12 protein-coding genes are annotated in these 12,874 nt (G+C 68.2%); 5 read left to right on the top strand and 7 right to left on the bottom strand.

The window, feature by feature from the left end; genetic code table 11:
• Positions 1-199: 199 nt before the first annotated feature.
• Positions 200-1,123 (bottom strand): ketopantoate reductase family protein, encoded by a 924-nt coding sequence (locus tag Q4I23_RS12600; RefSeq protein ID WP_014241373.1) that lies wholly within the window; start codon positions 1,121-1,123, stop codon positions 200-202.
• Between the two features lie 244 nt (positions 1,124-1,367).
• Between Q4I23_RS12600 and Q4I23_RS12595 the strand changes: the two genes are divergently transcribed.
• The 3 genes from Q4I23_RS12595 to Q4I23_RS12585 all read left to right on the top strand — a co-directional run bounded on the left by Q4I23_RS12595 (position 1,368) and on the right by Q4I23_RS12585 (position 3,214).
• The gene (locus Q4I23_RS12595; RefSeq protein ID WP_454019187.1) at positions 1,368-1,859 is read left to right on the top strand and encodes a cache domain-containing protein; all 492 of its coding nucleotides are present in this window, start codon (positions 1,368-1,370) and stop codon (positions 1,857-1,859) included.
• 278 nt (positions 1,860-2,137) lie between these two features.
• Positions 2,138-2,605 carry a Dps family protein gene (locus Q4I23_RS12590; protein ID WP_035675596.1) on the top strand — a complete coding sequence of 156 codons (468 nt, stop codon included), beginning with the start codon at positions 2,138-2,140 and terminating at the stop codon, positions 2,603-2,605.
• Positions 2,606-2,758: 153 nt separating this feature from the next.
• A complete protein-coding gene (locus Q4I23_RS12585) occupies positions 2,759-3,214 on the top strand; it encodes a DoxX family protein (RefSeq protein WP_454019188.1) in 456 nt (151 codons plus the stop codon).
• Positions 3,215-3,263: 49 nt separating this feature from the next.
• On the opposite strand, the gene trxB is transcribed toward Q4I23_RS12585, so the two are convergent.
• The 4 genes from trxB to Q4I23_RS12565 form a co-directional block, all read right to left on the bottom strand.
• Positions 3,264-4,250 carry a thioredoxin-disulfide reductase gene (trxB, locus tag Q4I23_RS12580; protein WP_035675595.1) on the bottom strand — a complete coding sequence of 329 codons (987 nt, stop codon included), beginning with the start codon at positions 4,248-4,250 and terminating at the stop codon, positions 3,264-3,266.
• A 147-nt stretch (positions 4,251-4,397) separates the two neighbouring features.
• Complete coding sequence (locus tag Q4I23_RS12575; RefSeq protein ID WP_454019189.1) at positions 4,398-5,042, bottom strand: 2OG-Fe(II) oxygenase; 645 nt, start codon at positions 5,040-5,042, stop codon at positions 4,398-4,400.
• Between the two features lie 40 nt (positions 5,043-5,082).
• Entirely contained in the window at positions 5,083-5,739 is a 657-nt protein-coding gene (locus tag Q4I23_RS12570; RefSeq protein ID WP_454019190.1) for a 2OG-Fe(II) oxygenase, read from the bottom strand.
• 164 nt (positions 5,740-5,903) lie between these two features.
• Positions 5,904-6,833 (bottom strand): mitochondrial fission ELM1 family protein, encoded by a 930-nt coding sequence (locus tag Q4I23_RS12565; protein ID WP_498526448.1) that lies wholly within the window; start codon positions 6,831-6,833, stop codon positions 5,904-5,906.
• 236 nt (positions 6,834-7,069) lie between these two features.
• On the opposite strand from Q4I23_RS12565, the gene Q4I23_RS12560 reads away from it, so the two are divergent.
• Both Q4I23_RS12560 and Q4I23_RS12555 read left to right on the top strand, forming a co-directional pair.
• Positions 7,070-7,624: an Lrp/AsnC family transcriptional regulator gene (locus Q4I23_RS12560; RefSeq protein ID WP_035675586.1), complete on the top strand. Its 555-nt coding sequence runs from the start codon at positions 7,070-7,072 to the stop codon at positions 7,622-7,624.
• Between the two features lie 238 nt (positions 7,625-7,862).
• Positions 7,863-8,774 (top strand): dienelactone hydrolase family protein, encoded by a 912-nt coding sequence (locus tag Q4I23_RS12555; RefSeq protein ID WP_498526447.1) that lies wholly within the window; start codon positions 7,863-7,865, stop codon positions 8,772-8,774.
• A gap of 133 nt (positions 8,775-8,907) precedes the next feature.
• Here the strand turns inward: Q4I23_RS12555 and greA are convergent, their stop codons facing one another.
• Both greA and carB read right to left on the bottom strand, forming a co-directional pair.
• Complete coding sequence (gene greA / locus Q4I23_RS12550; RefSeq protein ID WP_079285121.1) at positions 8,908-9,381, bottom strand: transcription elongation factor GreA; 474 nt, start codon at positions 9,379-9,381, stop codon at positions 8,908-8,910.
• Positions 9,382-9,463: 82 nt separating this feature from the next.
• A complete protein-coding gene (carB, locus tag Q4I23_RS12545; protein WP_498526446.1) occupies positions 9,464-12,715 on the bottom strand; it encodes a carbamoyl-phosphate synthase large subunit in 3,252 nt (1,083 codons plus the stop codon).
• Between the last annotated feature and the right edge of the window lie 159 nt (positions 12,716-12,874).

Here is a 12,874-nt window from a genome sequence, read left to right as displayed (position 1 = left end):
CCACCGAGATCTACACTCGCGTATAATCGTCGGCAGCGTCAGATGTGTATAAGAGACAGGGCCCTGACAGGGTGCCGGACTGGTCCGGTGCTTTAAAAACAGTGCCTTTTCAAGGTTATGGTCCACCCGTGGCGGGGGACCTGTCGATGGAAAAAAGGGGCGGCATGACGTCACGCCGCCCCCGCTGGGGTGTCATTCCTTAGGGCGGTCCGTCGGCGTAGGGCGCCAGGGCCGCCGCGACCACCCGGTGGACGGGCGTTGGCACCCCCAGCTCCGACCCCAGCTGCACCACCGCCCCGGACAGCCAGGGCAGTTCCAGCCGCCCGCCCCGCGTCAGGTCGTTCAGCATGGACGAGGTCATGGCGGGCGGCACGCCGTCGAGCAGAGCCTCGACGCGGGCGACGATTCCGGTGCCCAGATCGATGTCGCGGGCGCGGGCCAGCCGGGCGACCTCCGCCACCGCGTCCAGAAACAGGGCGCGGCTTTCCGGAACGCGGCGGATCACCCCGGCGGGCTGGCGGGTCAGGGCGGTGACCCCGCTGAAGGGTGCCAGGAAGGCGAACTTCTCCCACTGCGCGCGCAGGATCGCCGCGGACAGCACCGCCTCGAACCCGGCCGCCTCAGCCAGCGCGTGGAAAGCGGTCAGCCGGGGGGAGGGGCGCCCATCCAGCTCCCCGTAGGTCAGGCGGGCCAGCGTCCCGGTGTGGCGGATCACGCCGGGGGCGGCGATGGTGGCGCCGATGTGGGCGACACCGCCCGCCACATGCTCCCGCCCCAGGATCTGGCACAGCGTGTCCATCCCGGTGACGCCGTTCTGCACGGTGACGACCACGGTGCCCGGCTTCACCAGGGGGCGGCAGGCCTCCGCGGCGCGGTCGGTGTCCCACAGCTTGACGGCAAACAGCACGAGGTCGACCGGCCCGACCTCCGCCGGGTCGTCGGTCGCGCGGACGTCGGTCAGATGCAGGGGTGCGGCCTCGCTCTCGATGCGCAGACCGTCGCGGCGGATGGCTTCCAGATGCCGGCCGCGGGCGATGAAATGCACCTCGGCTCCGTGGGTCGCCGCGAGGCGTGCGCCGAAATAGCCGCCGACCGCGCCCGCCCCCATGATTGCGATGCGCATGCGTTGCTCCTCCCAAATGCGGTCCGGGCCGGCGCGCACCGTTGGATGGAGCCGATCGATCGGCGGAGGCCGGGCGGGCCTTTGGTGCCGGACGCTGGGGACAGTGTGGCCCGCGCGGAACTTTGCGGCAATAGGCCGCAGGATTGCGGATTGCCGGAGGCCGACTTTCTTTCGACAGTGGGCGAACCGATCGGCGCCCTTTTCCGCATGACGTTCCCGCATTGGCCGGTCCGGGGGATTTGCCATGAGCGCCTTCGTCCGAGTGCCGCCGCTCCGCGTCCTATGGGGCTTGCTGACCGCCCTTCTGATCGTAGCGCTCCACCCCGCGGGTGTGCACGCGCAGCCCGGCGATCCGGAGCGGGAGCAGGTCCGCGCCGTCGCGCTGAAGGCGGCGGAGCTGATCGCCGCCCAGGGGCTGGAGGCGGCGGCGGCGGCGTTCAACCGCGACGGGGAGTTCAAGCACGGGGCGCTCTACGTCACGGTCATCGACTTCGCCGGGGTGTGGAAGGTCTATCCGCCGCGGCCCGCCGGGGTCGGGGTCAGCGTGATCAACGTGAAGGACCCCGATGGGCGCGACATCGTCCGTGACATCCTGTCGGTGGCGCGGGACTCGGGCGAGGGCTGGGTGGAGTACCGCTGGCTGAACCCGGCCAGCGACCGGATCGAGCCGAAAACCACCTTCGTGAAGCGGGTGCCGGGCCAGGATCTGGTCGCCTATGTCGGGCTGTACCATTGACGCCGTGGGGCCGCGCGTTCGGGCCGCTCGATACCGATGCCCGATCCCGATGCCCGATCCCGATGCTTGATACGGATGCGGTTGCGGCGCACATCTTGACCCGCACCGGGCGCGCCCAAGCTTGTCGGGGAGGCCTTCACGGCATGCCGGGGCATGCGGGTTGCGCAGGGCTGCTTTTTAGAAAGTTTCTAAAGTAGGATCTTTACCCGGGGCGCAGCGGGGCGTAGCCTCGATTGCAGCCAAGAATGGAAGACAACCCCTCGGAGGATTGAGAAACCATGCAGATCGACATCGGGATCGCGGAAGCCGACCGCAAGGCCATTGCCGAAGGCCTGAACAACGTGCTTGCCGACACCTTCGCCCTGTACCTGAAGACGCATTCCTTCCACTGGAACGTCACGGGGCCGATGTTCAACACGCTCCACACCATGTTCATGACCCAGTACACGGAGCTGTGGACTGCCCTGGACGAGGTGGCGGAGCGCATCCGCGCCCTCGGCTATCCGGCGCCGGGCAGCTTCTCGCAGTTCACCAAGCTCGCCTCGATCAAGGAGGAGCAGGGCGTTCCGAACGCCCAGGAGATGCTGCGCCAGCTCGTCGAGGGGCATGAGGCCGTCGCCCGCACCGCCCGGAAGGTCTTCCCGACCGCCGAGGAGGCCAACGACCAGCCGACCGCCGACCTGCTGACCCAGCGCCTGCAGATCCACGAGAAGACCGCCTGGATGCTGCGCTCCATGCTGGAGTAGTCGGCACCGCCCGGCGGCCCGCGATTCGATGGGGCGCCGTCCTTCGGGGCGGCGCCCCGTCCTTTTGGGGCCGGACAAAAGAACAGGGGACGAAACAACAGGGTGGGGCTGCGCGTTCTCCTGGGATGTCCGATGGACGCGGGAGAGGGCGCCATGGCCTCCTACAATTTCGACCGGACGCGGGGAGCGGACCGGGCGGCGACGGGCGCGCAGGACGCGCTGCTGCTGGCCGCAAGGCTGCTGATCGGAGCGATTTTCGTGGAAAGTGGCTTCGGCAAGCTGATGAATCTCGGCGGCTTCGCTGAAAGTCTGGGCGGGCAGGGGCTGCCGATGCCGATGCTGCTGGCCGCGCTGGGCGGTGCGGTGGAGTGCTTCGGCGGGCTGGCCGTGGTGCTGGGAGCCTGGACGCGGCTGGCCGCCGCGGCGTTGGTCCTCTTCACCATCATGGCGACGCTGATCGCTCACCGCTACTGGACCTACCCGCCGGAGGCCCAGGGGATGCAGCGCATCCAGTTCATGAAGAACCTCGCCATCATCGGCGGCTTCCTCGCGCTGATCGCCTCCGGGGCCGGGCGGTTCAGCGTCGATGGGATGATGAACCGGCGCTGACCAACCGGGGCGGTAAGAGGGGACCGGTCGCCCGGCCCCCGCCAACAGTTTACCAGTTGCCCGCCGGGCTCGGCTCGCCCTCGTGGTGGGCCAGCCAGCGCTCGGCCTCCAGGGCGGCCATGCAGCCCATCCCGGCGGCGGTGACGGCCTGCCGGTAGATCTTGTCCTTCACGTCGCCCGCGGCGAAGACGCCCGGCACGTTGGTGGCCGTCGAGTCGGGGGCGGTGACGATGTAGCCTTCGGAGTCGGTCTCCACCTTGCCCTGGAAGACGGCGGTGGCCGGGACATGGCCGATGGCGACGAAGACGCCGGCCACCGGGATCACCCGCTCCTCGCCCGACTTCACGTTCTTCACGCGCACGCCGGTGACGCCGCGCGGGTTGCCCAGCGAGCCGTCGCCCTCGCCGACGATCTCCTCGACGACGCTGTCCCAGACCACCTCGATCTTGGGGTTGCGGAACAACCGGTCCTGCATGATCCGCTCGGCGCGGAAGCTGTCGCGGCGGTGGATGACCGTCACCTTGGAGGCGTGGTTGGTGAGGTACAGAGCCTCCTCCACCGCGGAGTTGCCGCCGCCGATCACTGCGATCTCCTTGCCGCGGAAGAAGAAGCCGTCGCAGGTGGCGCAGGCCGACACGCCGAAGCCGCGGTAGATCTCCTCGCTGGAGATGCCCAGCCAGCGCGCCTGCGCGCCGGTCGCGATGATGACGCTGTCGGCGGTGTAGGTGTCGCCCGAGTCGCCCTTGCAGACGAAGGGGCGCTGGCTGAAGTCGACGTCGGTGATCAGGTCGAAGACCATCTTGGTCCCGACATGCTCGGCCTGCTTCTGCATCTGCTCCATCAGCCACGGCCCCTGGATGGGGTCGGCGAAGCCGGGATAATTCTCGACGTCGGTGGTGATCATGAGCTGGCCGCCCGGCTGCATGCCCTGCACCATCAGCGGCTGCAGGTTGGCGCGCGCCGCGTAGATGGCCGCGGTGTAGCCGGCAGGACCGGCGCCGATGATGAGAACCTTGGTGTGGTGGGTGCTGGGCATCGCTCTGTCCGTCACGATCTGGTCTGGTGCGGACCATAGGGCCGCGCCGAACATATGGTCCAGATCCGGCGCGCTGTCATCGGAAAGCCTGCCATGCCGGCCCATCATGGGGACGATGTTTCACCCCGACCGCCCGGGGAATGCCCCTCAATAGTGGGCCGGCGCGGCGCCCTTGCGGTTCTTCAGCCAGGCGCCGACGCGGTGGCGCCACTGCTCGTGCCAGATGTAGACGCTGTTGCGGACCCAGTTCATCTGCACGGCGCGGCGCCGGCCCTCGAAGGAATGGTGCCCGTGCCAGGAGGTGTCGGAGCGGCGGAAGCACAGCAGCGTGCCCTCGTCCGGCGGCACCTCGGCGGCGTAATCCTCCAGGTTCGGGCTGCGCAGCACGCGCAGGCGCCCGCCCGACGCCTCCCAGGGAGGGTTCATGTAGATCAGGACGGTGACGATCTTGCTGGCCGAATCGGGGTGGATCTTGCCGTCGGTCGCTCGGCACATGCCGCGGGCGGTGAACATGGTCGGGTAGCGCGACAGGTCAAGCCCGAACTTCTCCGAAAAGGCTTGGCAGACCGCCTCGCCGCGCAACTCCTCGATCAGGGCGTCAAAGGCCGGCCCCTGCGGGAAGACGCCCAGGGGGATGGAGCCGGGCTTGTCCACCTTGGGGTAGTCGCGGTGCAGCGTCTCCAGATGCTCCCGCTTCACGAAGCCGGGGACGCAGAGGAAGTCGAACGGCTCGTGCTGCAGCGGGGTGGCGCGGAAGCGGTCCAGATCCAGCAGGGAGGTGGGCATGGACATGGGGCGGTCTCCAGACGGCAGCAATTCAGGCCACGGCAATTCAGGCGACAGGCGTGTCGGGGAAGGCCAGCTCGTGGCGCGCGCGCCATTCCGGGCCGACATAGTTCACGATGATCGACTTGCGGACGCCGCGGATCGGGCGCGGGGCGAAGCCATGCCACGTGTCCGTCGCGGGAACGAAGACCAATCCCCCATTGAAGGCGTAGGGCGCGCGGGTGACGACGGTGCGGGTGGCGTTCAGCACGTCGGTGCCCCAGTTGGCGCAGTCCGGCCCCTTGGAGAGGTAGATCAGCATCGTGAACTTCTTGACGCCGATGTCGGTGTGCGGCTCCAGCCAGAAGCCGTCGGTGTCCTGGCAGTATTCGATGCGCAGCGAGGTGCCGGCCAGATCGACGCCGCAGGTCCGCTCGATCGCCTCCGTCACCGCCCGGCGCTGGAAGGCCGTTGCGACCGCGTCGCAGACGGGATGCTCGGCCCGGCTGCGGGCGCAGAAATAGCTGCGGGTGGCGTTGTTGGTGTCCCGCTTGCCCATGGTGTCGCCAATCGGCGGCGGCGCCCAGGGCAAGGCGGCGATGCCGTCCGCGGCCTCGTCGGTGAGCGCGCGCGACAGCAGCCAGTGGCGGTAGGGGTCATCCTTGGTCGGGGCATCGTCCAGGGAGCGGATGAAGGCATCCTGGACCGCGTCAGGCGAAACCATGCGAAAAGATCCAATGCGTCCCAGCGGTAAAGGCGAGTTACCATAGGGCGGCACACGCGCTAAATGAATTAGCGTTCATGAACCGTTTGACAGGATTCCTTCCTGAACAGCGCAAGCAAACAACAACACGCCGCGGCATCGCGAAGCGTGGTGCGCGCCGGATTTCAGGCGCCGTGCTTGGCACGGTGGGCCAGAAGGCGATGGCGCAACTCCTCGGCGACTTGCCGGGTGTCGTCCAACGTTGGGTGGGTCCAGTGTTCCAAGGCCCCGGTGAAGGGACGGGTGATGCCTTCCTTGTAGAGTTCTTCGTGGAAACTGCGGAACTTGGGCGAGCCGCCCTCCAGCTCGATCACATAGACCGGCTTTCCGGTGGAGCAGGCTTCCGAGGTCATGGACACGCTGTCGCAGGTCACCACCACCGCGTCGGCCAGGCCGAGATAGGCGAAATAGGGATTCTCCCCCGTGCCGTTCCACACCTCCGCCGGCAGGCCGTTCAGGCGCGCGCGCAGGATCGCCTCGTTGTCGGCGCCGGTGCGGCGCGACGGGGTGACCATCAGCCCGGCTCCCTTGCTGCGGGCCAACTCCGACAGCTTCTCCGCGACGTCGCCCATGATGGTCGGGGTCAGGGCGTAGACGCCGTTGGTGCCGCCGATCAGCACGGCGACGCGCGGGTGCGGCAGGTCGGCGAGCCGGGGGGCGTGGCGCTGCGCGGCCTCGGTCAGCAGCTTGGGCGTCACCCGGTGCAGGGCGCCGCGGGTGGCCATCACGTTGGGGCCGCGCAGCCGGTCGTGTCGGGGCACCACGACGAGGCCGAAATGGCGTGGATTGATCTGCGGGTCCTGGATGTAGACGGTGAAGGTCCGCCCGCGCGACTGCTTGCTGGCGGCCAGCAGCGGCGCGATGGCCTGGCGACCCGAGCCGATCATCAGGTCGGGCCAGGGCGCGCGGATGGGATCGCCCTCCGGCCCGGCGGCAAAGCGGTTGCCCAGCCGCAGGAAGGGGCTGAGCTGACGCCACGGGCTGCGCAGCCGCACGCGCTTCACGACGGGAGTGAGGCCCAGCGCCTCGGCAAGGCCGATGCACTGGTTTTCCATGCCGGGCTTGCCGTCCGACACGACCCAGCAGGTAAGGGAACCGGAAAGAGAGGAATGCATCGTCACACGAATGGTTTGGGGATGCGGCTGGTTGTCGCGTCTGGGTGGGCGTCGGGGCCGGATACATCGATAGAAAGTTTTTCCACCAACGCCGATACGGGTTTCTTGCTTGGCGTGGATGGCTTCGCCGTGTAATATCCTTTCTTCAAATCACCCCCGGAGCGACCGAGCAAACCATGCGGCGGGTCAAACTCGACCGAATTGACCGGCGGATTTTGCGCGACCTGCAAAATGACGGCCGGATGACCAACGTAGAACTCGCGAGGCGTGCCGGCATCTCTGCCCCTCCGTGTTTGCGGCGTGTCCGCGCCTTGGAAGAGGCGGGCTTCATCCGCGGCTATCACGCCGACATCAACCCCGACGCGCTCGGGTTCGGTGTCACCGTGTTCGCCCAGGTTGGCCTGTCCAGCCAAGCTGAAGTGGACCTAAAGAAATTCGAGGAACTCGTCAACTCCTGGCCCATGGTGCGTGAATGCAACATGCTGGCGGGCGAGTATGATTTCCTGCTGAAGATCGTGGCGGAGGACTGGGACGACTACCAGCGCTTCCTGACCACGAAGCTGACGGCGGCGCCCAACGTGGCGCACGTCAAGTCGGCCCTGTCGATCCGCACGTCGAAGCACACCCCCGGTGTGCCGATCGACGTCGATTCGCCGGACATCCCCGACTCACTGGAGGATGACGACGAGGAGGACGAGGGCGAGTCCTCGACCCGAGTGGCGCGCCGCTGACGCGGCGCCGCACCGACGCGATGCCTTTTCCGGGACAGCCGGCACCGTACCCCGCGCATGGGATGTGGTGTCGGCTGTTCGCGTTTCGGGAACGCGGCCCTCGCGCAATTTTGTAACGCCGAGCGTTTCCGAAAATGGATTCCTGCCCGTCTTCGCACGTGCGATGCTTTCCACGGCGAAGGTGATAAACTTGCGCGCAACCGACTATGCCGATATTGCCCGTGACCGGGAGACGATGATGGCCTCACCCCGACGCCGTGCCCTTCCGCCGCGCCTTTTCCTGCCGACGCTGGCGCTCGCCGCCGCTTTGGCCTTGCCGCCCCTGCTCGGCTCCCCGCCGGCGGTGGCGGCCACGCCGGGCGTCCATGCGGAGGAGATCGTCCGCTTCCCCTCGCTCGACGCCGACCTGACCAGTGGCGCCCCGACGCCCCTGACCGGGCGCTTCCTGCGCCCCAGGGCCGACGGCCCCTATCCCGCCGTCGTCCTGCTGCATGGCTGCAGCGGCCTCTATGCGAAGACCGGGCGGGTGGCCTCCCGGCACATCGACTGGGCGCTGACGCTGCGCGAGCAGGGGTACGCGGTGCTGATGGTCGACAGCTTCGGCCCGCGCGGCGTGGCGGAGGTCTGCACGGTGAAGGACCGCCCTGTCCGGGCGACGGAGGAGCGCAAGCGCGACGCCTGGGCGGCGCTGGCCTATCTGCGCGCGCGCAGCGACGTCGACAGCGACCGGATCGCCCTGATGGGCTGGTCGCAGGGGGCGGGCACCGTGCTGGCCGCCTATGGGCCGGGCGGGCAGGGGAATGGCTTCCGCGCCGCCATCGCCTTCTATCCCGGTTGCCGGACGCCGCTGAGCGACGCCGATTGGCAGCCGGAAGGGCCGTTGCTGATGCTGCTGGGCGGCAAGGATGAATGGACCCCGGCCGAGCGCTGCCTGGAACTGGCGAGCCGCGAGCCGGTGAAGGAGCGCACCGAGGTGGTGGTCTATCCCGACGCCCATCACGGCTTCGACTCCCCCCATGCGCCGCTGCGCAAGCGCCGCAATCTGGCGACCGCCCCGGCGGGCGAGGCGACGGTCGGCACCGATGAGTCCGCCCGCAAGGATGCCATCGAACGGGTCAGCGCCTTCCTGGCGGAGCGGCTGCGGGGCTAGCAGGCTGTTCCAGGGATGAAACAAAGGATGAAAACAAAGCGCCCCGCACCGGTTGTCGGTGCGGGGCGTTTCGGTTCGCGGTCGGTGGCGGGGCCGCGTCTTGCGAACCGGCCCCTGAAGCTTGAACCCGCGCTTACTTGAAGGCGACGGTGACGATCTCGTAGACCTTGGAACCGCCCGGCGTGGAGACTTCCACGCTGTCGCCGACCGACTTGTTGATCAGCGCGCGGGCCAGCGGCGCCTGGATGGACAGCATGCCGTTCTTGATGTCGCTCTCGTCCTGGCCGACGATCTGGTAGGTGATCTCCTCGTCGGTGTCCTCGTCCGCGAGCGTGACGGTGGCGCCGAACTTCACCGAACTGCCGGACAGCTTCGTCGGGTCGATGACCTCGGCGCGGCTGATCTTGTCCTCCAGCTCCGCGACGCGGCCCTCGATGAAGCTCTGGCGTTCACGCGCGGCGGTGTATTCGGCGTTCTCCGACAGGTCCCCGTGCTCACGCGCCTCGGCGATCGCCTTGATGACGTTGGGCCGTTCGACAGTCTTGAGGTGCTTCAACTCCTCTTGCAGGCGGTTGTATCCCGCCGCAGTCATTGGAACTTTTTCCATCGTTCAATCCATCACCATGCCGACGCAGCGCCCTGGGAAAGCTACGGCGCGGCGGAGGAGGTCCGCCGCGCCGTAAACCGTCCTAATAGGAACCGCTAAGGTACGACTGCAACGGCGCGACTTCAAGGCTGCCGTTCCGGAGTGCGGCAATCGCTTCCACCGCCGCGCGTGCACCGGCCATGGTGGTGTAGTAAGGCAGGTTGTAGGTTAGCGCCGTGCGCCGCAGGCTGAAGCTGTCGGACAGGGCCTGCGCGCCGTCCGTGGTGTTGATGACCAGATGCACCTCGCCGTTGATCATCGCGTCGACGATGTGCGGCTGGCCTTCCACCACCTTGTTGATCGACTCCGCCGGGACGCCGGCCTGGCGCAGCGCCGCCGCGGTGCCGGTGGTCGCCAGGACGCGGAAGCCCATGGCGTGCAGCTTCTGCCCGATCTGCACGGCCGACGGCTTGTCGCGCTCCTTCACCGAGATGAAGACGGTGCCCTGGACCGGCAGGGTGACGCCGGCGCCGAGCTGCGACTTGGCGAAGGCCAGCGCGAAGTTGTGGTCGAGGCCCATCACCTCGCCCGTCGACTTCATCTCCGGGCCGAGCACGATGTCGACGCCGGGGAAGCGGGCGAAGGGGAACACGGCCTCCTTCACGGCGGTGTGCGGCGGGGTCGGGCCGTTCAGCGTGAAGTCGGCCAGCTTCTCGCCGGCCATGACGCGGGCGGCGACCTTGGCGATGGCGGTGCCGGTGGCCTTGGCGACGAAGGGCACCGTGCGGCTGGCGCGCGGGTTGACCTCCAGGATGTAGACCGTGCCGTCCTTGACCGCGAACTGGACGTTCATCAGGCCGACGACGTGCAGGGCGCGGGCCAGCGCCTCGCCCTGGCGGCCGATCTCGGCGATGGTCTCGGCGGGCAGCGAGTAGGGCGGGAGCGCGCAGGCCGAGTCGCCGGAATGGATGCCGGCCTCCTCGATGTGCTCCATGATGCCGGCGATGTAGACCTGGCCGGTGGCGTCGGCCACCACGTCCACATCCACCTCGATGGCGTCCTGCAGGTAGCTGTCGATCAGCACCGGGTTCTTGCCCGACACCTTCACGGCGTTGCCCATGTAGCGCTTGAGCCCGGCCATGTCGTGGACGATCTCCATGGCGCGGCCGCCCAGCACGTAGGACGGGCGGATGACCACCGGGAAGCCGATCCGCGCGGCGACCGTCTCCGCCTCCTCCAGCGACCGGGCGAGGCCGTTGGCCGGCTGGAGCAGGTCGAGCTGGTGCAGCAGCTTCTGGAAGCGCTCACGGTCCTCGGCGAGGTCGATGGCGTCCGGCGAGGTGCCGAGGATCGGGATGCCGGCCTTCTCCAGCGCGTCGGCCAGCTTCAGCGGAGTCTGCCCGCCGAACTGTACGATGCAGCCGAGCACCGTGCCGTTGCGCTGCTCGACGCGGACCAGCTCGATCACGTCCTCGGCGGTCAGCGGCTCGAAATACAGGCGGTCGGCGGTGTCGTAGTCGGTGGAGACCGTCTCCGGGTTGCAGTTGACCATGATGGTCTCGATGCCGGCCTCGCGCAGGGCGTAGACGGCGTGGACGCAGCAATAGTCGAACTCGATGCCCTGGCCGATGCGGTTCGGCCCGCCGCCCAGGATGACGACCTTCTTCTTCTCGGTCGGGTCCGATTCGCACTCGGCGGCACCGGTGCCGTCGGTCTCGTAGGTCGAGTACATGTAGGGCGTGCGCGAGGCGAACTCGGCGGCACAGGTGTCGATGCGCTTGAAGACCGGCGTGACCCCGGCGGCGCGGCGGGCCTCGGCGACCTCGCCCTCGGATGTGCCGGCCAGCTCGGCCAGACGGGCGTCGGAGAAGCCCATCTGCTTCAGCGCCTGCCAGCCGGCCTTGTCCTTCGGCAGGCCGCCGCTGCGGATCGCCTGCTCGCGGTCCACGATGGCCTTGATCTGCTCCAGGAACCACGGGTCGTACTTGGAGACCTGCTGGACCTCGGCGACGGTGAAGCCGTGGCGGAATGCCTGGGCGATGACCAACAGGCGGTCCGGCGTCGGCCGGGCCAGCGCGCCGCGGATGGCGGCGGCGTCCGGCGTGTCGCTGTCGCCGATGCGCACCTCGTTGAAGCCGGTCAGGCCGGTCTCCATCGAACGCAGCGCCTTCTGCACCGACTCCTGGAAGGTGCGGCCGATCGACATGGCCTCGCCCACCGACTTCATCGAGGTGGTCAGCAGCGGCTCGGTGCCGGCGAACTTCTCGAAGGTGAAGCGCGGCATCTTCGTGACGACGTAGTCGATCGTCGGCTCGAAGCTGGCCGGGGTGGTGCCGGTGATGTCGTTGGTCAACTCGTCCAGCGTGTAGCCGATGGCCAGCTTCGCGGCGATCTTGGCGATCGGGAAGCCGGTGGCCTTCGACGCCAGCGCGGAGGAGCGCGACACGCGCGGGTTCATCTCGATGACGATCAGGCGGCCGTTCGCCGGGTTCACCGCGAACTGGACGTTGGACCCGCCGGTCTCCACCCCGATCTCGCGCAGCACCGCGATCGAGGCGTTGCGCATGATCTGGTATTCCTTGTCCGTCAGCGTCAGCGACGGGGCGACGGTGATCGAATCGCCGGTGTGCACGCCCATCGGGTCGATGTTCTCGATGGCGCAGACGATGATGCAGTTGTCCGCCTTGTCGCGGACGACCTCCATCTCATACTCCTTCCAGCCCAGCACCGATTCCTCGATCAGCACCTCGCCGACCGGGCTGGCGCGCAGGCCGCCGCGCACGATGTCCTCGAACTCGGCGCGGTTGTAGGCGATGCCGCCGCCGGTGCCGGCCAGCGTGAAGCTGGGGCGGATGATCGCCGGCAGGCCGACGAACTCCAGCGCCTCGGTCGCCTCCTGCATGTTGCGCACGAGGCGCGAGCGCGGCGATTCCAGGCCCAGCTTGTCCATGGCGTCGCGGAACAGGATGCGGTCCTCGGCCTTGGCGATGACGTCGCGCTTGGCGCCGATCATCTCCACGCCCAACCGTTCCAGCGTGCCGTCGTCGGACAGGGCCATGGCGGTGTTCAGCGCGGTCTGGCCGCCCATGGTCGGCAGCAGGGCGTCGGGGCGCTCCTTCTCCAGGATCTTCGCCACCACGGCCGGGGTGATCGGCTCGATGTAGGTGGCGTCGGCCAGACCCGGATCGGTCATGATGGTGGCCGGGTTGGAGTTGACCAGGATGACGCGGAAGCCTTCCTCGCGCAGCGCCTTGCACGCCTGGACGCCGGAGTAATCGAACTCGCAAGCCTGGCCGATGACGATCGGCCCCGCGCCGATGATGCAGATGGATTTGATATCAGTGCGCTTGGGCATGGGTCCGCTTCTCGACGTTCGTGCAGCAAAAGCCCCCTCGCGCCATTGGCCCCTTGGCAGGGGCGCGGGTGTGAGAGGGCACGGATCAATATGTCGTTGCGAGGCCCCTTTATAGGGAACAAGGCGGCGCGGGGGAAGGGGTGGGATGATGCGCGGGCC

This window comes from Azospirillum sp. UFLA03-27 (assembly GCF_059803775.1).
Note: the sequence above shows the minus strand (reverse complement) of the source record. Positions and strands in the feature narration are given on the sequence as shown.